Origin of the sequence: Rhizobium sp. AN73 (assembly GCF_030757975.1) — a bacterium.
Classification (GTDB): Bacteria; Pseudomonadota; Alphaproteobacteria; order Rhizobiales; family Rhizobiaceae; genus Agrobacterium; species Agrobacterium arsenijevicii.
Genome location: NZ_JARWME010000002.1, coordinates 1,337,903 through 1,358,554 on the forward strand (window position 1 = coordinate 1,337,903; position 20,652 = coordinate 1,358,554).

Sequence of the window (20,652 nt, forward strand, 5' to 3'; positions counted from 1 at the left end):
TGCTTTTGTGTGTTGCTCAAAAGAACGTCTTTGCCGCAACCGTGACCGCATTGCCGAGCGCACCGCCGAAGACGACGAAGGCTACGACAAATAGTCCCGAGAGCGCATAAACGATCTTCAGTTCGCCGGCCGGACGTTCAAAACTGCCCTTGGCTTCATCGAACCACATGACCTTGACGACGCGGATATAATAATACGCGCCGACGACCGAGCCGATCACACCGATGACGGCGAGCGGATAAAGCTTCGCTTCGATGGCGGCGAGGAAGACGTAGTACTTGCCGAAGAAGCCGGCGAGCGGCGGAATGCCGGCAAGCGAGAACATCAGGATCGTCAGCACAACCGCCATGAAGGGGTTGGTGGACGAAAGCCCGGCCAGATCCTCGACATTTTCGACATTGCCGATTTCCTTGCGGCGCATGGAAAGAATGCAGGCGAAGGTGCCGAGCGTCATGACCATGTAGATGGTCATGTAAAGGATGACGCCCGAGATACCGGCTTCGGTGCCGGCCGCAAGACCAACCAGCGCGTAACCCATGTGACCGATGGAGGAATAGGCCATCAGGCGCTTGATGTTCTTCTGGCCGATCGCCGCAAACGAGCCGAGCAGCATGGAAGCGATGGAGATGAAGACAACGATCTGCTGCCAGTCGGCGAAAACCGGCTGGAAAGCCTCGACGACGATGCGCACGAGGATCGCCATGGCGCCGATCTTGGGGGCGGCGGACAGGAAGGCGGTGACCGGGGTCGGCGCGCCTTCATAAACGTCCGGCGTCCACATGTGGAATGGCACGGCGGAAATCTTGAACGCCAGACCGGCCAGCACAAAGACGAGGCCGAAGACCAGACCGAGCGAGCGGGTTTCCGACGCCAGAACCTGGGCGATTTCGGTAAAGCCTGTATTGCCGGTAAAGCCGTAAACCAGCGACATGCCGTAAAGCAGCATGCCGGAGGAGAGCGCGCCGAGAACGAAATATTTCAGGCCCGCTTCCGTGGAGCGCAGGCTTTCCCGGTTGATGGCGCAGATGACGTAGAGCGCCAGCGACTGCAGCTCCAGCGCCATATACAGCGAGATCATGTTGTTGGCCGAGATCATCAGCAGAATGCCGAGGGTGGCCAGCACCAGAAGCACCGGATATTCGAACCGGCCGACCGGTTCAAAACGGCTCTGGCCGACGGAAAGGATCATGGCGGTGATCGAGCCGATCAGCGCCAGGATCTTCATGAAATTGCCGAAGGCATCGGCGACGTAAACGCCGCCGAAGGCTTTTCCCGAAGCGGGAGCAAAGACGATCCAGAGACCGACGACGAGCAGCAGGGCCACGGAAAGGCCCGTGACCGTCGTTGTCGACTTGTCGCCCGAGAAGACGCCAATCATGAGCAGCGCCAGCGCGCCGACCGCAAGGATCAGCTCGGGCGTCGCGATGTGCAGACTGGCAAAAAGAATTTCAGCGGTCATGTCCAACGGGTCCTGTCGTCAATTCATAGAAAGCGCAACATTTTGCGCCGCCTGCAATGCAGCCGTATAGTTGTTTACCAGAAGATCGACCGATGCGGCGGTTGCATCGAAAACCGGAGCCGGATAGACGCCGAAGAAGATCGTCAGAGCAACCAGCGGGTAAAGGATGATCTTTTCGCGGGTCGACAGATCGAGCATCGATTTCAGGCTTTCCTTCTCGAGCGCACCGAAGATCACGCGGCGGTAGAGCCACAGCGCATAAGCGGCCGAGAGGATGACGCCGGTTGCAGCAAACAGTGCGACCAGCGAGTTGGCGCGGAATACGCCGATCAGCGTCAGGAATTCACCGACGAAGCCTGAGGTGCCGGGCAGACCGACATTGGCCATGGTGAAGATCATGAAGGCGACGGCATATTTCGGCATGTTGTTCACGAGACCGCCATAGGCCGAGATCTCGCGGGTGTGCAGCCGATCGTAAACGACGCCGACGCAGAGGAAGAGCGCGCCTGACACGATGCCGTGCGACAACATCTGGAAGATTGCGCCCTGCACGCCCTGCACATTGGCGGCGAAGATGCCCATGGTCACGTAACCCATGTGGGCAACGGAGGAATAGGCGATCAGCTTCTTGATGTCGTCCTGCATCATTGCCACCAGCGAGGTGTAGATGATGGCGAGAACCGACAGCGTGAAGACGAAGGGTGCGAAATAATCCGATGCCAACGGGAACATCGACAGCGAGAAACGGATGAAACCGTAACCGCCGAGCTTCAGCATGACGCCGGCAAGGATGACCGAACCGGCGGTCGGCGCCTGAACGTGGGCGTCCGGCAGCCAGGTGTGCACCGGCCACATCGGCATCTTGACCGAGAAGGCCGCAAAACAGGCAAGCCAGAGCCAGGTCTGCATGCCGGCCGGGAAGCCATATTTCAGAAGTTCCGTCATATCGGTCGTGCCAGCCTGCCAGTACATCGCCATGATGGCGAGCATGGTCAGAACCGAGCCAAGCAGCGTGTAGAGGAAGAACTTGTAGGATGCGTAGACGCGATCCTTGCCGCCCCAGACGCCGATGATGATGAACATCGGGATCAGCGTCGCTTCGAAGAAGACGTAGAACAGAACCGTATCGAGCGCCACGAAGACGCCGATCATGACGACTTCCAGAAGCAGGAAGGCGATCATGTATTCCTTGATGCGCTTTTCAACGGACTGCCAGCTTGCCAGCACGCAGAAGGGCATGAGGAAGGTGGTGAGGATGACGAACAGCATGGAGATGCCGTCGACGCCCAGATGATAGGCGGCGATATTGCCGAACCATGCGTGTTTTTCCACCATCTGGAAACCGGGGTTCGAATTATCGAAGCCGATCCAGACGAACAGCGAAACCAGGAAGGTGAAAACGGTCGTCAGCAGCGAGACGTTGAGAATGTTGCGGCGCCCGAAAGGGCCGTTCTCGTTGGTCAGCAGCAAGAGCACCACGCCGACGAGCGGCAGAAAGGTGACCGTTGAAAGAATGGGCCAATCGGTCATCAAAACGCACTCCCGAGCATCATCCAGGTGACAAGCGCCGCGATGCCGATCAGCATCGCAAAGGCATAGTGATAAAGGTAACCGGATTGCAGGCGGACCACGCGGTTGGTCACGTCAACCACGCGCGCTGCAATGCCGTTCGGTCCATAATGGTCGATGACGGCCACGTCGCCCTTCTTCCACAGGAAGCGGCCAAGCGCCTTTGCGGAACGCACGAACAGGAAGTCGTAAAGCTCGTCGAAGTACCACTTGTTGAGAAGGAACTGGTAGAGGCCACGATGGGTCTCGGCCAGACGCTTCGGCGTTTCCGGCGACTTGATGTACATGTACCAGGCGGTCACGAAACCAAGCGCCATGGCGAAGAACGGGCTCCACTTCACCCACAGCGGGACGTGGTGGAACTCTTCGAGGATTTCGTTTTCCGGAAGCATGAACAGCGCGCCCTTCCAGAATTCGGCATATTCCTCACCGAAGAAATGGCCTTCGAAAAGCACACCGGCGAAGATCGCGCCGACCGTCAGGATGAACAGCGGGATCAGCATGACCATCGGCGATTCATGCACATGGTGCATCACGTCGGCCGAAGCGCGCGGCTTGCCGAAGAAGGTCATGAATGCCAGACGCCAGGAATAGAAGCTGGTGAACAGCGCCGCGATAACCAGCAGCGTGAAAGCGAAACCTGACAGCACCGAATGGGACGCATAAGCGGATTCGATGATGACGTCCTTCGAGAAGAAGCCGGCAAAGCCGATCATCGTGCCCGGAATACCGACGCCGGTGAGCGCCAGCGTGCCGACGGTCATGGTCCAGAAGGTGATGGGGATATGCTTGCGCAGGCCGCCCATGTACCGCATGTCCTGCTCGCCATCGACGGCATGGATGACGGAACCCGCGCACAAGAACAGCAGGGCCTTGAAGAAGGCGTGCGTAAAGAGGTGGAACACGGCCGCACCATAGGCGCCGACGCCGAGCGCCACGAACATGTAACCGAGCTGCGAACAGGTCGAATAAGCGATCACGCGCTTGATATCGTTCTGCACGAGACCAACGGTCGCCGCAAAGAAGGCGGTGATGGCACCGATCAGCGTCACGACGGTCAGCGCAGTCGGCGACAATTCAAACAGCGGCGACATGCGGGCGACGAGGAAGACACCGGCGGTAACCATGGTTGCGGCGTGAATGAGGGCAGACACCGGGGTCGGGCCTTCCATCGCGTCCGGCAACCAGGTGTGCAGCAGGAACTGCGCCGATTTACCCATCGCGCCCATGAACAGCAGCAGGCAGACGCCCGTTATCGCATTGGCCTTGTCAAGATGCATGCCGAACAGGTTGATGACGGTTTCGGTCGAGGCTGCGCCTTCGGCCGGCAGATAGGTGCCGGCGGCAGCGAAGATGGTTTCGAGATTGATCGAGCCGAACAGCACGAAGATGCCGGAAATGCCGAGAATGAAGCCGAAGTCACCGACGCGGTTGACAATGAACGCCTTCATGGCCGCAGCAGACGCCGAAGGTTTCTTGAACCAGAAGCCGATCAGCAGGTACGACGCCAGACCCACGCCTTCCCAGCCGAAGAACATCTGCAGCAGGTTGTCGGAAGTCACCAGCATCAGCATGGCGAAGGTGAACAGCGAAAGATAGGCGAAGAAGCGCGGACGATGCGGATCGTGGTGCATGTATCCGATCGAATAGAGGTGCACCAGCGTCGAGACCGTGTTGACGACGACGAACATGACGGCCGTCAGCGTATCGATGCGGAACGCCCATTCGACGTCGATGCCGCCGGACTGGATCCAGCGCAGCACGGTGACCTTGATCACCTCGCCCGGCTCGCCATGGGCAAGCGCGACGCTGAAGAAGACGATCCACGACAGGATGGCGACCACGATCATCAGGCCGGTGGTGACATATTCCGAGGCCTTGGCGCCGATTGACCGGCCAAACAGGCCGGCGATCAGGAAGCCGATCAGAGGAAGAAAGACGATAGCCTTGTAGATCATAGCCTTATCAGCCCTTCATCATATTGACGTCTTCGACGGCGATCGATCCGCGGTTGCGGTAGAAGACAACGAGTATTGCAAGACCGATGGCCGCTTCGGCGGCTGCGACGGTCAGAATGAAAAGTGCAAAGACCTGGCCGACGATGTCGTTCAGGAAAGCCGAGAACGCAACCATGTTGATGTTGACCGCCAACAGGATGAGCTCGATCGACATGAGGATGACGATGACGTTCTTCCGGTTGAGGAAGATGCCGAAGATGCCGATCGTGAAGAGGATCGCGCTGACCGTCAGGTAGTGGGAAAGACCGATTTCCATATTCTGTTTCCTTGGATCCGTTCGCGCCTTCAGATGCCCTGGCCCGGCTTGACTTTGACCGTGGTGACGGCGGTCTTCGGGTCACGGCCGACCTGCGTGGAAATATCCTGCCGCTTGATGTCGGTGCGGTGACGCAGCGTCAGCACGATGGCGCCGATCATGGCCACCAGCAGCACGAGACCGGCAAGCTGGAAGAAGTAGACGTAGTTGGTATAGAGCACATCGCCCAGCGCCGCCGTATTGGTGCGCACGGCCGGCGACGGGATCGGCATGGTGATCGATTTGGCCGCCTGCGGGTTAAGCACGCTGCCGCCGACCACGACAATCAGTTCAGCCGCAAGGATGATACCGATCAGCGCGCCGATCGGCGCATATTGCAGCACGCCGGAACGCAGCTCTGCAAAATCCACATCCAGCATCATGACGACGAAGAGGAACAGCACCGCGACCGCGCCGACATAAACGACGAGCAGGATCATGGCGAGGAATTCGGCCCCCGTCAGCAGGAACAGCGCGGCTGCGTTGAAGAAGGTCAAAATCAGAAACAGCACCGAATGAACAGGGTTCTTCGATGCGATGACCATGAACGCAGACGCCACGGCGACGAAAGCGAATATATAAAAGAATACAGCGTGCAGACCCATGTTGGTGCCTTTTTGTCCTCATCCGGGCAAAGACCGCACAATCGCGCGCTCTACCCGTTTCGTCCCCGCCGGCGATAACCGTGCAGGCTCTTTTACTCTTTCTTCGCTTCCCGGGGTCTCCCCGGAAAGACGGTTGCGCCTTAACGGTAAGGCGCATCCAGTGCGAGGTTGCGTGCAATTTCACGCTCCCAGCGGTCGCCATTGTCGAGAAGCCTCTGCTTGTCGAAATAAAGCTCCTCGCGGGTTTCCGTCGCGAATTCGAAGTTCGGGCCCTCGACGATGGCATCGACCGGGCAGGCTTCCTGGCAGAAACCGCAATAGATGCATTTCACCATGTCGATGTCGTAACGCACCGTGCGGCGGGTGCCGTCATTGCGGCGCGGACCGGCTTCGATGGTGATCGCCTGAGCGGGACAGATAGCTTCACACAGCTTGCAGGCGATGCAGCGTTCTTCACCGTTGGGATAACGGCGCAGCGCATGTTCGCCACGGAAGCGCGGAGACACCGGGCCCTTTTCGAAAGGATAGTTCACCGTCGCCTTCTGCTTGAAGAAGTGGCGCATCGTCAGGAAGATCGCACCGACGAACTCCTTGAGGAACAGTGAATTGACGGCTTGGGAAAGGCTTGCCATCTCAAACTCCAGATTTCTGAGCGAGGAGTACGGACATCAACCGGCCCACCCCGTCAGCTTCAATACGAATGCAACAATAACGACCATGGCGAGCGACAGCGGCAGGAACACCTTCCAGCCAAGGCGCATGAGCTGGTCATAGCGGTAACGCGGAACGAAGGCCTTCACCAGAGCGATCATGAAGAAAACCATGCAGCCCTTGAGCGCGAACCAGACGATGCCCGGGATCCAGTTCAGGAACCACACATCCACGATCGGCAGCCAGCCGCCAAGGAACAGGATCGTCGTCAGGCAGCAGATCAGGACGATCGCAGCATATTCGCCGAGCATGAACATCATGTAGGGCGTGGAGCCGTATTCGACCATGTGACCGGCAACCAGTTCCGATTCCGCTTCCGGAAGGTCGAAGGGCGGACGGTTGGTTTCGGCAAGGCCCGAGATGAAGAACACGATGAACATCGGGAACAGCGACAGCCAGTGCCAGTCAAGGAACGAGGCAGGCAGGCCGATCATCGTGCCGAGGCCGGTGCGCTGGGCCAGAACGATGTCCGTCAGGTTCAGCGAGCCGACGCAAAGCAGAACGGTGACGATGACGAGGCCGATTGACACTTCGTAGGACACCATCTGCGCTGCGGAACGAAGCGCGCCGAGAAACGGGTACTTCGAGTTGGAAGCCCAGCCGCCCATGATGATGCCGTACACTTCAAGCGAGGAAATCGCGAAAATGTAGAGAATGCCGACGTTGATATTGGCAACGACCCAGCCATCGGCAAACGGGATGACCGCGTAGGTGGCAAGCGCCAGAGTCACGGCAACCAGCGGCGCCAGAAGGAAGACCGCCTTGTTGGCGCCCGCCGGAATGACGGGCTCCTTCAGGATGAACTTCAAAAGGTCGGCGAAGGACTGAAACAGACCGAAGGGGCCGACGACGTTGGGACCACGGCGCAACTGCACGGCTGCCCAGACCTTACGGTCGGCAAGCAGAAGGAAGGCGATGGCCACCAGAAGGCAAACGAGAAGCAACAGGGACTGGCCGACCATGATCAGCGCGGGCCAGACGTAGCTCCAGAAAAACGATTCCATAATCCCCTACCCTTACTCTGCCGCAGCCTGGAAATTGTTGCGGGCCAATGCGGAACACTCGGCCATGACGGCGGATGCGCGCGCAATCGGGTTCGTCAAATAAAAGTCTTTTACGGTCGAGGCAAACGCCGACTTGTTGAGGCTACCCGCATGAGCGGCAAGAGCCTCGATATCCTTGCCATTACCGGCAACGATCTCGTCGGTTTCGGCCAGATGCGGATGCGCGACATAAAGCTGGCCGCGCAGCGCCGAGAGCGAGTCGAACGGCAGCTTCTTGCCGAGCACGTCGGAAAGCGCACGCAGGATCGCCCAGTCTTCACGGGCCTCGCCCGGTGCGAAACCGGCGCGGTTACCCACCTGAACGCGGCCTTCGGTGTTGACCCAGATACCGGATTTTTCGGTATAGGCTGCACCCGGAAGGATGACGTCGGCGTGCATCGCACCATGGTCGCCGTGGCTACCGATATAGACGGTGAACTTGGCGCCCTTGTTCGAAAGGTCGATTTCATCGGCGCCGAGCAGGAAGAGAACGTCCATGGACGTTACCATTTCGGCAGCAGCAACACCGCCCTCGCCCGGCACGAAGCCGATATCGAGACCACCGACGCGGGCAGCGGCGGTGTGAAGCACCGAGAAGCCGTTCCATTCTTCGCTGACAGCGCCAACCGAAACGGCGAGTTTCGCAGCAGCAGCGAGAACAGCCGCACCATCGGCGCGTGCCAGTGCGCCCTGGCCGATGATGATCAGCGGGTTCTTGGCAGACTTCAGCTTCTCAACGAAGCTGTGCGAACCGTTGGCCAGATCCGAAAGCGTTTCCGCGCCGGAGCCGAGATATTCATAATTGTAGCGCAGCTCACCGGCTTCACCGATCACCCCGATCGGGAAACCACCGCGGCGCCAGCGCTTGCGGATGCGGGCGTTGAGCACGGCCGCTTCGTAGCGCGGGTTCGCACCGACGATCAGCAGCGCGTCCGCCTGCTCGATGCCTTCGATGGTGGAATTGAACAGGTAGCTGGCGCGACCCAAAGACGGATCCAGCGCTGCGCCATCCTGACGGCAATCGACATTGGCCGAGCCGAGCGACGCCAGCAGCGACTTCAGCGCGAACATTTCCTCGACGGAAGCAAGGTCACCGGCAATCGCGCCGATCTTGCTGCCGCTGGTGGCGGCAACCGCCTGCTTGATCGCGCCGAAGGCTTCGCCCCAGCTTGCGGGCTGCAGACGGCCATCCTTGCGAACGTAAGGCCGGTCGAGACGCTGGGTCTTCAGACCATCCCAGATGAAGCGGCTCTTGTCGGAAATCCACTCTTCGTTGATCGCTTCATTGACGCGCGGCATGACACGCATAACTTCGCGGCCACGGGTATCGACGCGGATGGCCGAACCGAGAGCGTCCATCACGTCGATGGTTTCGGTCTTGTTCAGTTCCCACGGACGGGCGGTGAAGGCGAAAGGCTTGGAGGTGAGCGCGCCGACCGGGCAAAGGTCGACCACGTTGCCTTGAAGCTCGGAGGTCATCGCCTGTTCGAGATAGGTGGTGATCTCGGCATCCTCGCCGCGGCCGATGAGGCCGAGTTCGGCAATGCCGGCCACCTCAGTGGTGAAACGGACGCAGCGCGTGCAGTGGATGCAGCGGTTCATGACCGTCTTGACGAGCGGGCCGATGTACTTGTCTTCAACCGCACGCTTGTTTTCCGCGTAACGCGAACCGGCGATACCGAAGGCCATGGCCTGGTCCTGCAGGTCGCATTCGCCGCCCTGGTCGCAGATCGGGCAATCGAGCGGGTGGTTGATGAGCAGGAACTCCATCACGCCTTCGCGGGCCTTCTTGACCATCGGCGTGTTGGTGAAAACTTCCGGCAACTCGCCATTCGGGCCGCCGCGAACGTCGCGAACGCCCATGGCGCAGGATGCGGCGGGCTTGGGCGGTCCGCCCTTCACCTCGATGAGACACATGCGGCAGTTACCCGCGACCGACAAGCGCTCATGAAAACAAAAGCGCGGAACTTCAGCACCAGCCTCCTCGCACGCCTGCAACAGCGTGAAATGATCCGGAACCTCGATCTCTTTACCGTCAACCTTGAGCTTTGCCATGGTTCTACTTACGTCCTGTTGCCTGTTCGTCCCGTGTCTCTCACACGGTCCGCAACAAATCCTTAATCGCGCCCGACACTTAATCTCGTCGGCCAGGCGCTTCATGGTTTTCCGGCGCCGGGATCATCCCCGCGCCGCATGCAAACTGCGAAAAGCTTATTCGGCAGCTTCCAGAACAGCGCCATCATCCATGGCCCTGTAGGTGTATTGGTCGATGCGCTTTTCGATTTCCGGACGGAAATTGCGGATCAGCGCCTGTACCGGCCATGCGGCGGCGTCGCCAAGCGCACAGATGGTGTGGCCTTCGATCTGCTTCGTCACTTCGAACAGCATGTCGATCTCGCGCTTCTGCGCGTTACCCTTCACCATGCGTTCCAGCACGCGCCACATCCAGCCGGTGCCTTCGCGGCACGGCGTGCACTGGCCGCAGCTTTCGTGCTTGAAGAAAGCCGCGATGCGGGCAATCGCCTTGATGACGTCGGTGGACTTGTCCATGACGATCATGCCGCCGGTGCCGAAGGACGACTTCACTTCGCGCATGCCGTCGAAGTCCATGATGGCGTCCTTCATGTCCTCACCGCGTACGATGGGGCAGGATGCGCCGCCGGGAATGACGCCGAGCAGATTGTCCCAGCCGCCGCGAATGCCACCGCAATGGTGCTCGATCAGCTCACGGAAGGACAGGCCCAGCGCATCTTCGAAGGTGCAGGGGCGCTCGACATGGCCGGATACCATGAACAGCTTGGTGCCCACATTGTTCGGACGGCCGATCGACGAGAACCATGCAGCGCCACGGCGCAGGATAGTCGGCGCAACGGCGATCGATTCAACGTTGTTGACGGTGGTCGGGCAGCCGTAAAGACCCATATTGGCCGGGAACGGCGGCTTAAGGCGCGGCTGGCCCTTCTTGCCTTCGAGGCTTTCGAGCAAAGCCGTCTCTTCGCCGCAGATATAGGCACCTGCGCCGTGATGGACGTAGATGTCGAAATCCCAGCCGTTCTTGTTGTTCTTGCCGAGCAGGCCCGCATCGTAACATTCGTCGATGGCCGCCTGCAGGGCTTCACGCTCGCGCATATATTCGCCGCGAACGTAGATATAGGCCGTGTGCGCGCCCATGGCGAAACCGGCAATCACGCAGCCTTCGATCAGCGTATGCGGATCGTTGCGCAGGATTTCGCGGTCCTTGCAGGTGCCGGGCTCGGATTCGTCGGCGTTGACGACGAGATAATGCGGACGGCCGTCGTTTTCCTTCGGCATGAAGGACCACTTGAGACCCGTCGGGAAGCCTGCGCCACCACGACCACGAAGGCCGGAAGCCTTCATCTCGTTGATGATCCAGTCACGACCCTTTTCGATGATCTGCTTGGTACCGTCCCAATGGCCGCGCGCCTTCACGCCCTTCAGGGACTTGTCCTTGAGGCCGTAGAGATTGGTAAAGATGCGATCCTGATCTTTTAACATGCTTCACCCTTTACCGCGGCTTCTTGCCGAAGACCCTGATATACTCGGCTTCGCCACCCTTGGCGAGCGCCTCGGCCTGCTTGATCCACTCGTCGCGTTCGATGCGGCCCTTGAAATTCAGATAACCGTCAACCCAGTCGCACTCGGCTTTTTTCCAGCCGGCGATCTGCACGAAGGTGAAGATGCCAAGCTCATGGAGCGTACCTTCGATCTTCGGACCGACGCCTGCAATAAGCTTCAAGTCGTCAGGTGTCGCCGGCCTTTCGATGGCGGCCGGGCGATCCGCGGATTCGAGCGACGGTTTTCCCGCCTCCGAAGAACCCGTGGCTTCCTTCTCGGCGGCCTTGGCGTTGGCTTCGGCAGCCTTGGGCGCGGTTACCGGCGTTTTCAGCTTGGCATCAGCCTCCGGCGCAGTCGTCTTGGGCTTGGCGGCTTCAGATGGTGCGGGTGCCGGCGCTGCGGCGGCAGGCGCTTCAGCGGGCTTGTCGAGATTGGAACGATCAGGCTTGATCTCTTCGGTCAGCGTCGTCAGTCCGCCGATGGGGACAGACTCGTGACGGTCGATCTGCGGGCCGGTCTTGACCGTATCGCCCTTGCCTGCCTCGAACGTGTCGATGATCTCTTCCAGGCGTTCAGGCGTCAGATCCTCATAGGCGTCCTTGAAGATGATGACCATCGGTGCGTTGACGCAGGCGCCCTGACATTCCACTTCTTCCCACGACAGCGTGCCGCTGTCGTTGGTGTGCAGCGGATCGTGATGGATCTTCTTGCGGCAGACATCCATCAGCGCTTCCGAGCCGCGCAGCATGCAGGGCGTGGTGCCGCAGACCTGAACGTGGGCGCGTGTGCCGATCGGCTTCAGCTGGAACTGGGTATAGAAGGTCGCCACTTCCAGGACACGGATATAGGCCATATCCAGCATGTCGGCGATTTTCTCGATGGCGGCGCGGGTAACCCAGCCGTCCTGCTCCTGCGCACGCATGAGCAGCGGGATAACCGCCGATTGCTGGCGTCCCTCTGGATATTTCTGGATCGTCTTTTCCGCCCAAACGGTATTATCCGCGTTGAAGGCAAACGCCACGGGCTGGAACTGATCTTCGGCTAGTCGACGAACGGACATACTTCCTCACGCCTTTTCAGTTTAACGTCTCACAACGCGATCTCGCCACCGTGACGAATTCGCAGGCGTAAGCCGCCTTGTCTTTCTGCATGAACACGATGAACTTGCTGCCGTTCGGAACCGAGGCCTTGATCTCGTATCCCGATGACAGAAGCTGCTTGATGGTGGAACCGCCACTGCTTGACAGCGATACGCCCCCTCGTCCGTCGCCGTCTGGGCGAGAACGGAGGTCGACACCGCAGCAAGAAAAGCCAGGATGGCCAGCGGCAGACGCATCAGCGGTCGACCTCCCCGAACACGATGTCGAGGGAGCCGAGAACGGCTGTAACGTCGGCAAGCTGATGGCCCTTGCACAGGAAATCCATCGCCTGCAAATGTGCATAACCCGGCGCGCGGATCTTGCAGCGGTAGGGCTTGTTCGAACCGTCGGCGACCACGTAGACGCCGAACTCGCCCTTCGGCGCTTCGACGGCAGCGTAAACTTCGCCGGCGGGAACGTGATAACCTTCGGTGTAGAGCTTGAAGTGATGGATCAGCGCTTCCATCGAACGCTTCATCTCGCCACGCTTGGGCGGAACCACCTTACCGTCAAGAGAGGATACCGGGCCGATGCGATGCTTGCCGGACAGAAGCTCGACGCACTGCTTCATGATCTTCACCGATCTGCGCATTTCCTGCATGCGGATCAGGTAACGGTCATAGCAGTCGCCGTTCTTGCCGACGGGAATATCGAATTCCAGATCGGAGTAGCACTCGTAGGGCTGCGCGCGGCGCAAATCCCAGGCAGCGCCCGAACCGCGCACCATCACGCCCGTGAAACCCCAGGCGAAGGCATCTTCCAGCGAGACGACGCCGATATCGACGTTACGCTGCTTGTAGATGCGGTTGTCGGTCAACAGGCCAGCAATATTGTCGAGAACGGTCAGGAACGGATCGCACCATTTGCCGATATCTTCGACCAGTTCCGGCGGCAGATCCTGATGCACGCCGCCCGGACGGACATAGGCCGAGTGCATACGGGCGCCACAGGCGCGCTCGTAAAACACCATCAGCTTTTCGCGTTCCTCGAAGCCCCAGACCGGCGGCGTCATCGCGCCGACGTCCATGGCCTGCGTGGTGACGTTCATGATGTGCGACAGGATGCGGCCGATTTCCGAATAAAGCACGCGGATCAGCTGGCCGCGCATCGGGATTTCGAGGCCGAGCAGCTTTTCGACGGCGAGCGCGAAAGCATGTTCCTGGTTCATCGGCGCGACGTAGTCGAGACGGTCGAAATAGGGAACGGCCTGCAGATAGGTCTTGGTTTCGATCAGCTTTTCGGTACCGCGATGCAGAAGACCGATATGCGGATCGACGCGCTCGACGATTTCGCCGTCCAGTTCCAGAACCAGACGCAGCACGCCGTGCGCGGAGGGATGTTCCGGACCGAAGTTGATCGTGAAATTGCGGACGTTATGCTCAGTCATTCTAGTGCTCCGCCGAGGTGATCATGGCGATGAATTCGGGGCCGGTCATGTTCTGTGTGGTTTCGGCGAACGAATAGCTCGAAGGCTTCTCATCTGTGAAAATCTGCGACACAAAACGGAAACTGGAAGGGTTGTCGAAAGCCTGCAACGAAACGGCAAAATGCTTGCCATCCTTTGAACGCCACAGAAGCGTGCTGCCGCAAGTCTTGCAGAAGCAGCGCTCACCCCATTCCGACGAGGTATAAACACCGAGGTGTTCCTCGTTCTCGATGGCGATATCAGTGCATTCGACAGCCAGAAACGTGCCACCGGACCAGCGGCGGCACATGGAGCAATGGCAAACGCCGAATTCGCGGGCGCCGATGCTGGCATTGAAGCCAACGGCGCCGCAAAGACATTGTCCGTGCTCTGTCGCGGGGGCTTGGCTCATTGCTTGGCCTTTTCATCACCCGGGAGAACATAATCAGTCCCCTCCCAGGGAGAGAGGAAATCGAAGTTGCGGAATTCCTGCTTCAGTTCGACCGGTTCATAAAGAACCCGCTTCAGAACGTCATCGTAGCGTACTTCCACAAAGCCGGTAACCGGAAAATCCTTGCGCAGCGGATGGCCTTCAAAACCGTAATCGGTGAGGATACGGCGGAGGTCCTTATGGCCTTCAAAAGGAATGCCATACATGTCCCAGGCTTCGCGCTCGAACCAGTCGGCGCCCATGTAAACGGGGGTAGCCGAGGGAACGCCCTCGTCTTCCGCCACCTGCAGCTTGATACGCACGCGCAGATTCTGGCGCGGCGACAGCAGGTGATAGACGACATCGAAACGCTTCTCGCGCTGCGGCCAGTCGACGCCGCAGATATCGATGATGTTGACGAAACCGCACTGCACATCGTCACGCAGGAACGTCAAAAGCGCGATAACGCTTTCCGTCGTCGTGTTCAGCGTCAGTTCGCCATAGGCGATATCGGCCGAGACCACGAGAGAACCACGTGCTTCCTTAACGTAAGCAGCAAGATCGTTGAGAGCTTCGCTCATTCCTAAATCCGTCCTTTGCCCTTAGCGCTCGATCGTACCGGTACGCCGGATCTTCTTCTGCAGCAGAAGCACGCCGTAAAGCAGCGCCTCCGCCGTGGGGGGACAGCCCGGAACGTAGATATCCACCGGCACAACGCGGTCGCAGCCACGCACGACAGCGTAGGAATAATGGTAATAGCCGCCGCCATTGGCGCAGGAGCCCATGGAGATGACATAACGCGGCTCAGGCATCTGGTCGTAGACCTTGCGCAGCGCCGGCGCCATCTTGTTGGTCAGCGTTCCCGCGACGATCATCACGTCCGACTGGCGCGGCGAAGCGCGCGGGGCAACGCCGAAGCGCTCCATGTCGTAACGCGGACCGGAAGCCTGCATCAGACCTTCAACGGCGCAGCAGGCAAGACCGAACTGCATCCACATCAGGGAACCGGTACGCGCCCAGGTGATCAGCTCGTCGGTCGAGGTAACGAGAAAGCCCTTGTCGGCCAGCTCGTCGTTGATGTCCGTGAAATAGGCGTCGTTGCTGCCAACCGGCTTGCCGGTCGAGGGATCGATGATCCCCTTCGGCTGCGGCGCAACGAGCGCGGTGTCGCTCTGGCTCATGCCCATTCCAGCGCTCCCTTCTTCCACTCATAGATAAAGCCGATGGTGAGAACGGCGAGGAACACCATCATAGACCAGAAACCGAACCAGCCCATATCACCGAAGGACACAGCCCACGGAAACAGGAAGGCGACTTCCAGATCGAAGATGATGAAGAGAATAGATACCAGATAGAACCGGATATCGAACTTCATGCGGGCGTCGTCGAAGGCGTTGAAACCGCACTCGAAAGCGGAGAGCTTTTCCGGGTCCGGCGCCTTATAGGCGACAGCAAAAGGCGCGATGAGAAGCGCCAGGCCAATGACAAGAGCGATACCGATAAATATTGCGATCGGAATATAGGAACTGAGGAGTTCAGTCATGGTCTCTTCCCTGCCCGGCCGGGTGCCGGACCTGCCTTTGCGACTGACAAGTCTCAAGGCGCACAAATATGTTGCAACGCCAAAGTGGTTAGCGCAGCCGCGCTCTCTCTGCAAGAGTTTAGGCACCATTTCAAGACACCTGCCGCATTGATTGGCAACAATATTGCCGGAATTGCCGCAAATTTGGGCCACATTTCCGGGCTAAGTCCCTAAAATATAATAATAATCGAATGAACGACGCAACCGCAAAAAAGTCACACGAATTTTACGGCAAAATGGCCGCGAAGTGACGATCTTCACATATCGAAACTTGACTGAAAACAGCAGGAAAAACCGCGCTCAAAGACGCCGGAATCAGGCGAGGAAATCGCCATTGCCGAGGTGGCCAGGCAGTGCCTGTTTACTTCGTTGAGGAGTCATTTCATGAAGAGAAATGGCGCGAGTGACGGGGCTCGAACCCGCGACCTCCGGCGTGACAGGCCGGCACTCTAACCGACTGAGCTACACCCGCGCTCCACAGACTTGCGTCTGCGTAATTTCCGAGGATCAGGATGGCGCGAGTGACGGGGCTCGAACCCGCGACCTCCGGCGTGACAGGCCGGCACTCTAACCAACTGAGCTACACCCGCTTATCCTGACGGACAGGACCTTGTCCCGCCGTACGAACCAGCCTCGGCTGTTCGTTGAGCGGCTAACTACGGCGTTCGTGCGGGGGTGTCAAGCAGGTTTCACGACAAAAGAATAAGCTTTTTCATTTTGATCGGGAAAAACCGAAAGGCCTTTTACCGGCACCACGGCAAATGCCCGGTTTTCCGGGCTTTTCCCAACAAAAACAAAAAACTTGTCCACAGCCGCGGCCTCCAAAACTCAATTTTCGCACGCCACCTAATATGACGGCTGGCGTTGTTTTTACCGAAAAGCCCGCAGTTCCCGGCTTTTTGCCGGTAACATCCAGCAACAGACAAAGCCGTCCGGAAAAAAATACAAAAAACTTCACAAAAGCCCTTGCGGTTTTTTTCCGATCCGAATACATCACGGCCACCGACGCGGCGGACATGATCCGCAGGACGCGAAGGGCGATTAGCTCAGTTGGTAGAGCGCCTCGTTTACACCGAGGATGTCGGGAGTTCGAGTCTCTCATCGCCCACCATTTTCCAAACCATTCAAATCAAAGTACCAACGAGCCGAATGCCTTTCGGTTATTGTTTCGCTTTGCCGTAAATTCCGGCATCGGGAATCAGACATCCCTGCCCCGTATTCAGCGCCTGCTTGAGCTCCCGGACAGGTCGAGCAGCCCGTTCCTCCTTGCACCTATGCCAGATCGGTACTTCTGTTCCACATTCACACAGCCCCGCCCCGATAGATGTGCCAACCCGCAACATACCGGAAAATAAGCAGATTTAGACTTTTTAAAGAGATTTCAGGCATTGTTTTCGAGCCGTTTCATGATGAACGGTATAAATGATGGATGAAACCATGTCGCTCGACGCGTTTGTAACACTCGCGCTTATTGCGCTGCCTGTTTATATTTTTTTCCGCTGGGTCCAGCAGGACTCTGAAAAAGACAATACTCCCAAAAGCAGGAATTCCATGGGGCGCTGATCCTTTTCGATCTGGCCCGCAGCACTTTTGCGGACGCTCCCCGGACAAAACCCTCTGTAATTCGATAACGAAGCAGCCACGCCGGCTTTGACGGCTGGTATGCGACTCGCCGTGCGGAATCGGCCTCCTGCGCATGGAGCCATTCCGCCACATAAAAAAGCCGGGCTTTGCCCGGCTTTTCTCATTTTGCGATTCTATTCGCAGCGATCAGTTGATCGCCTTCAAATCGACCGTGAAGAACAGTGTTTCGCCGGAAGAACCGTCGACGCCGTCATTGTCGGTAACGGCATAGGCCTTTCCTGCCTTGTCGAAGGTGAAGCCTTCCAGCTTGTCGACGACATAACCGTTGGTTTGGGCCTTGAGGTCGGGCAGGAAATCATGCGCTTCCTGCTTGGCCACCAGCGGCAATTCGCCACCGATCTTGCCTGGCTTTAGGTCAGCGATCGCGACGCGGTAGAGCTTCTTGATCTTGGCCTTGTCGCCGATCTGGTTGTCACGCTCTACGATGTAGACATATTCGCCCTGCGCGGTGATTTCAGAAAGGCCGACCCAGCCTGCCTCGGTCTTGTCGAGCGGGTAACGCACGGCGCCCCATTCCTTGGACTTCGGATTGTAGGAGACGAGCTTGACGAAGCCCTTCTCGTCCGTTCCCCATTCGCGCTGCACGGCCATCCACAGCGTTGCGTCGTCGCCCTTGCCGATCATGGTCACGCCTTCGAAACCGAAGCGGGTTTCGCCGGCCAGCAGTTCCTTCGGAAGCGCGATTTCAGCCTTGATCTCGCCCTTGGCGTTGACGTTGTAGAGCGCATGCGGGACAAGCTTGGCGCTGTCGCCTTCCGAGGCCAGCCAGAAGCCACCCTTACCGTCAAGCGTGATGCCTTCGATGTCGAGTTTCTGGGCTGCGATGCCGTCGCGCTTGATGCGCAGGACGCTGGTGATGGTGGCGGGCTTCTTCGTTGCGTCGATGGTGTAGATCGACGGCTGGTTGCTGTAGACCGAGTCGGACACGGCGTAGAGGATGCCCGGCTTTTCGGCGTCGCCCACCAGACCGGAGAGAGCGCCCCAGCCGATCGGCGCGCCGTCGACGGTGGCAGAAGCGAGCTGCGGATAGGCGATCTGGCCTTCTGCGCGCTCATAGATCATGACATGCGAGCGGGCGCCGCCATCTTCGTTGAGATCGGCCTCATTGGCCGTGACGAAAAGATTGCGCGACGGGATGGCGACAGCGCCTTCCGGCGAAATGCCCGAGGGCAGAAGCTGGACCAATTCCGGCTTTGCGCCGGTATCCTTGTAGACCGCAGCGAGAGAAGCGCGCTCGGCAAGGACGAAGAAGTACTTCTGGCCATCGAAGGTCGCCGCTTCCAGACCTTCCGGTTCGATACCCTTGGCCTTGGAGCGCTTTTCCGGATAGTGGCCGATGCTGGCGGCCGCGTGCTCGAGGGTGGCACCGGCTTCATAAAGAAGCTTGCCAGTCTTGTCGAAGATGGTGAAGCCGCGCGAACCACCCTGCCAGTCACCCTCATTGGCGATGACGATGCGGTCATTGTCCAGCCACTTCACGGCATCCGGCTCGCGCTTGCGGCCTTCCTGCTTGTCGGCGAACTTGAGCTGGCCGTCGGTCTTCGTGTCGACGCCTTCCAGATCGACCGTGCCGGCGGAGAAATGCGTCTTCACCGTGCCGGTCTTGCCGTCGATGATGACGATATGGTTGTTTTCCTGCAGGGTGAGCGCGATCTCGCCGTTGGCGTTGATCGAGACGAATTCAGGCTCCGGATCTTCCGGGGAGATTTCGGCAAGGCCGGTCACGTCGATCTTCTTCAGCGTCGCGCAGTCGGCAACGCCGTTCTTCAGACCGACCGTCACCAGATAGCCGGCGGGCATCTGCGGCAGGGCGCCCTCGTTCACCTCTTCATCGCGCTCGTTTTCGATCGCAATGGCGGCGAAGGTCTTGTCCGGGGAAACTGCGACGGAATCGGGCTGGCCGCCGAGATCGCAGCTCGCCTCGATCTTCTTGGTGGCGATGTCGACCGTTACCAGCTTGCCGGATGGCTTGGCCCGGTTTTCGGAGGTGTTGACGCCTGCCAGAACCTTGGCGCCGGCAACGGCAACCGAGGTCGGCTCACCTTCGAGCAGCAATGCGCCACCGGCCTTGGGGGCCTTTGCGTCCGTGATGTCAATGAAGCCAATGCCGCCAAGCGGGCTGTCCGAATAGATCAGCGTCTTGCCATCTTCGCTGGCGGTTACGATTTCAGCTGACGTGACGGACTTCGCGTCCTTGTCCGCGGGCAGGTTCTTTACAACCGGGAACGATGCGATGCGATTGAAAACCGGCTCGGCGGCGGCTGGAAAGGCAGCGGACGTAAGCAGAGCAGCAGTCAAAGCCATGTGAGAAAATCGGAACGCCATTATAAATCCCCCTTGGATCCAAAAAAGTACCCCATGGCTTCTGCGTCAAGGACGTGACAGCGGCATGACATTTCCTGTCGGGAGAATCAAAAAGCCCGGCCATAAAGGCCGGGCTTTCCTGTTTGTGCGCACATTCCGCGTATCGGAACGCCGTGTGACCGGATGGGGGCTACACAGGCGCGTTCCCCTACTTTCAAGTACATCTTGCCGGGTTGAAAAACTGGGCTATCCGAAAAATGCTTTTTCGAAAAGCCGCCCGGTTTTCGTGCCGGCATGATGGCGTCAGGGCGTCAAAACATGTTTCCTCGTGAACCTGAAAAGCCGCCCGCCCGCCGCCGGACGTCACGGCTTTCCGGAAACCTTACGAGTTGACGGCGTCCTTCAGGCCCTTGCCTGCGGAAAACTTCGGTACGTTGCGAGCCGGGATATCGACTTCAGCACCCGTGGAAGGGTTACGACCCTTGGAGGCTTCACGACGGCTAACGGAGAAGCTGCCGAAGCCAGCGAGACGGATGTCGCCACCGCTCTTCAGTTCGTTCTGTACGGTTTCGAATACGGCATCAACAGCGGAAGCAGCATCTGCCTTCGTGAGACCAGCCTTTTCGGCAACAGCAGAGACGAGCTCGTTCTTGTTCATGTTTCCACCCCTTTCAATGGTTTGAAACGACTCAAATTAAGCCGGCGCAGAATACGTCTGTATCCGCGCGCAGCAACTCAAAAGCGCTGGAATCGCCTGAAAAACAAGGGGTCTGCGGGGTTTTTCACAAAAAAGGCCGACATTTCTGCCGGCCTTTCCGTTAAACGTGCCAATTTCGCACCAGTTGTGCAAGCTTCGGCGATGCGGAGTGCCT

General features: G+C 58.8%; 19 protein-coding genes, 3 tRNA genes and 1 pseudogene. 2 read left to right on the top strand and 21 right to left on the bottom strand.

Translation table 11 applies throughout. The features are described 5' to 3' along the window. Positions 1–16: 16 nt before the first annotated feature. The 19 genes and pseudogenes from nuoN to RBH10_RS16620 form a co-directional block, all read right to left on the bottom strand. Positions 17–1,459 (bottom strand): NADH-quinone oxidoreductase subunit NuoN, encoded by a 1,443-nt coding sequence (nuoN, locus tag RBH10_RS16530; RefSeq protein WP_045016436.1) that lies wholly within the window; start codon positions 1,457–1,459, stop codon positions 17–19. 18 nt (positions 1,460–1,477) lie between these two features. Further along, positions 1,478–2,989, bottom strand: coding sequence for an NADH-quinone oxidoreductase subunit M (locus tag RBH10_RS16535; RefSeq protein WP_281036467.1), 1,512 nt, complete (start codon positions 2,987–2,989; stop codon positions 1,478–1,480). Beyond that, positions 2,989–4,986 (bottom strand): NADH-quinone oxidoreductase subunit L, encoded by a 1,998-nt coding sequence (gene nuoL / locus RBH10_RS16540; RefSeq protein ID WP_281036466.1) that lies wholly within the window; start codon positions 4,984–4,986, stop codon positions 2,989–2,991. The genes RBH10_RS16535 and nuoL overlap by 1 nt, the downstream gene beginning before the upstream one ends. A 7-nt stretch (positions 4,987–4,993) precedes the next feature. Continuing rightward, positions 4,994–5,302 (bottom strand): NADH-quinone oxidoreductase subunit NuoK, encoded by a 309-nt coding sequence (nuoK, locus tag RBH10_RS16545; RefSeq protein ID WP_003496445.1) that lies wholly within the window; start codon positions 5,300–5,302, stop codon positions 4,994–4,996. A 29-nt stretch (positions 5,303–5,331) separates the two neighbouring features. Continuing rightward, positions 5,332–5,946, bottom strand: coding sequence for an NADH-quinone oxidoreductase subunit J (locus RBH10_RS16550; protein WP_045015955.1), 615 nt, complete (start codon positions 5,944–5,946; stop codon positions 5,332–5,334). 140 nt (positions 5,947–6,086) lie between these two features. Next, on the bottom strand, positions 6,087–6,578 hold the full coding sequence (gene nuoI, locus RBH10_RS16555) for an NADH-quinone oxidoreductase subunit NuoI (protein WP_003512679.1): 492 nt from the start codon (positions 6,576–6,578) through the stop codon (positions 6,087–6,089). A gap of 36 nt (positions 6,579–6,614) precedes the next feature. Then, the gene (gene nuoH, locus RBH10_RS16560; protein ID WP_013635951.1) at positions 6,615–7,661 is read right to left on the bottom strand and encodes an NADH-quinone oxidoreductase subunit NuoH; all 1,047 of its coding nucleotides are present in this window, start codon (positions 7,659–7,661) and stop codon (positions 6,615–6,617) included. Positions 7,662–7,673: 12 nt separating this feature from the next. After that, on the bottom strand, positions 7,674–9,755 hold the full coding sequence (gene nuoG / locus RBH10_RS16565; protein ID WP_281036465.1) for an NADH-quinone oxidoreductase subunit NuoG: 2,082 nt from the start codon (positions 9,753–9,755) through the stop codon (positions 7,674–7,676). Between the two features lie 156 nt (positions 9,756–9,911). Next, complete coding sequence (nuoF, locus tag RBH10_RS16570) at positions 9,912–11,216, bottom strand: NADH-quinone oxidoreductase subunit NuoF (protein WP_020810944.1); 1,305 nt, start codon at positions 11,214–11,216, stop codon at positions 9,912–9,914. A gap of 10 nt (positions 11,217–11,226) precedes the next feature. Continuing rightward, on the bottom strand, positions 11,227–12,336 hold the full coding sequence (locus tag RBH10_RS16575) for an NADH-quinone oxidoreductase subunit E (protein ID WP_281036464.1): 1,110 nt from the start codon (positions 12,334–12,336) through the stop codon (positions 11,227–11,229). A gap of 16 nt (positions 12,337–12,352) precedes the next feature. Further along, positions 12,353–12,612 (bottom strand): annotated as a pseudogene (locus tag RBH10_RS16580) (hypothetical protein). Further along, positions 12,612–13,802, bottom strand: a complete 1,191-nt coding sequence (locus tag RBH10_RS16585; RefSeq protein ID WP_306180709.1) for an NADH-quinone oxidoreductase subunit D — start codon at positions 13,800–13,802, stop codon at positions 12,612–12,614. Before RBH10_RS16585 ends, RBH10_RS16580 begins: the two are co-directional and overlap by 1 nt. Before the next feature lies 1 nt (position 13,803). Next, positions 13,804–14,232: a GFA family protein gene (locus tag RBH10_RS16590; RefSeq protein WP_281036462.1), complete on the bottom strand. Its 429-nt coding sequence runs from the start codon at positions 14,230–14,232 to the stop codon at positions 13,804–13,806. Beyond that, complete coding sequence (locus RBH10_RS16595) at positions 14,229–14,831, bottom strand: NADH-quinone oxidoreductase subunit C (RefSeq protein WP_045015950.1); 603 nt, start codon at positions 14,829–14,831, stop codon at positions 14,229–14,231. Before RBH10_RS16595 ends, RBH10_RS16590 begins: the two co-directional genes overlap by 4 nt. Before the next feature lie 21 nt (positions 14,832–14,852). Further along, entirely contained in the window at positions 14,853–15,437 is a 585-nt protein-coding gene (locus RBH10_RS16600; protein WP_281036461.1) for an NADH-quinone oxidoreductase subunit B family protein, read from the bottom strand. Continuing rightward, positions 15,428–15,793, bottom strand: a complete 366-nt coding sequence (locus tag RBH10_RS16605) for an NADH-quinone oxidoreductase subunit A (RefSeq protein WP_003512653.1) — start codon at positions 15,791–15,793, stop codon at positions 15,428–15,430. Before RBH10_RS16605 ends, RBH10_RS16600 begins: the two co-directional genes overlap by 10 nt. A gap of 434 nt (positions 15,794–16,227) precedes the next feature. Next, a tRNA-Asp gene (locus tag RBH10_RS16610) sits at positions 16,228–16,304 on the bottom strand. Positions 16,305–16,345: 41 nt separating this feature from the next. Next, positions 16,346–16,422: transfer RNA gene (locus RBH10_RS16615), tRNA-Asp, on the bottom strand. A gap of 122 nt (positions 16,423–16,544) precedes the next feature. Beyond that, complete coding sequence (locus tag RBH10_RS16620; RefSeq protein WP_306180710.1) at positions 16,545–16,850, bottom strand: hypothetical protein; 306 nt, start codon at positions 16,848–16,850, stop codon at positions 16,545–16,547. Positions 16,851–16,867: 17 nt separating this feature from the next. Between RBH10_RS16620 and RBH10_RS16625 the strand changes: the two genes are divergently transcribed. Together RBH10_RS16625 and RBH10_RS16630 are read left to right on the top strand one after the other, a co-directional pair. Then, a tRNA-Val gene (locus RBH10_RS16625) sits at positions 16,868–16,943 on the top strand. A 311-nt stretch (positions 16,944–17,254) separates the two neighbouring features. Next, complete coding sequence (locus RBH10_RS16630) at positions 17,255–17,395, top strand: hypothetical protein (protein ID WP_281036459.1); 141 nt, start codon at positions 17,255–17,257, stop codon at positions 17,393–17,395. Between the two features lie 207 nt (positions 17,396–17,602). Here RBH10_RS16630 and RBH10_RS16635 read toward each other — a convergent pair whose 3' ends face one another. Both RBH10_RS16635 and hupB read right to left on the bottom strand, forming a co-directional pair. Beyond that, entirely contained in the window at positions 17,603–19,801 is a 2,199-nt protein-coding gene (locus RBH10_RS16635; RefSeq protein WP_281036458.1) for an esterase-like activity of phytase family protein, read from the bottom strand. Positions 19,802–20,162: 361 nt separating this feature from the next. Then, positions 20,163–20,438, bottom strand: a complete 276-nt coding sequence (gene hupB, locus RBH10_RS16640; protein WP_003496481.1) for a DNA-binding protein HupB — start codon at positions 20,436–20,438, stop codon at positions 20,163–20,165. Between the last annotated feature and the right edge of the window lie 214 nt (positions 20,439–20,652).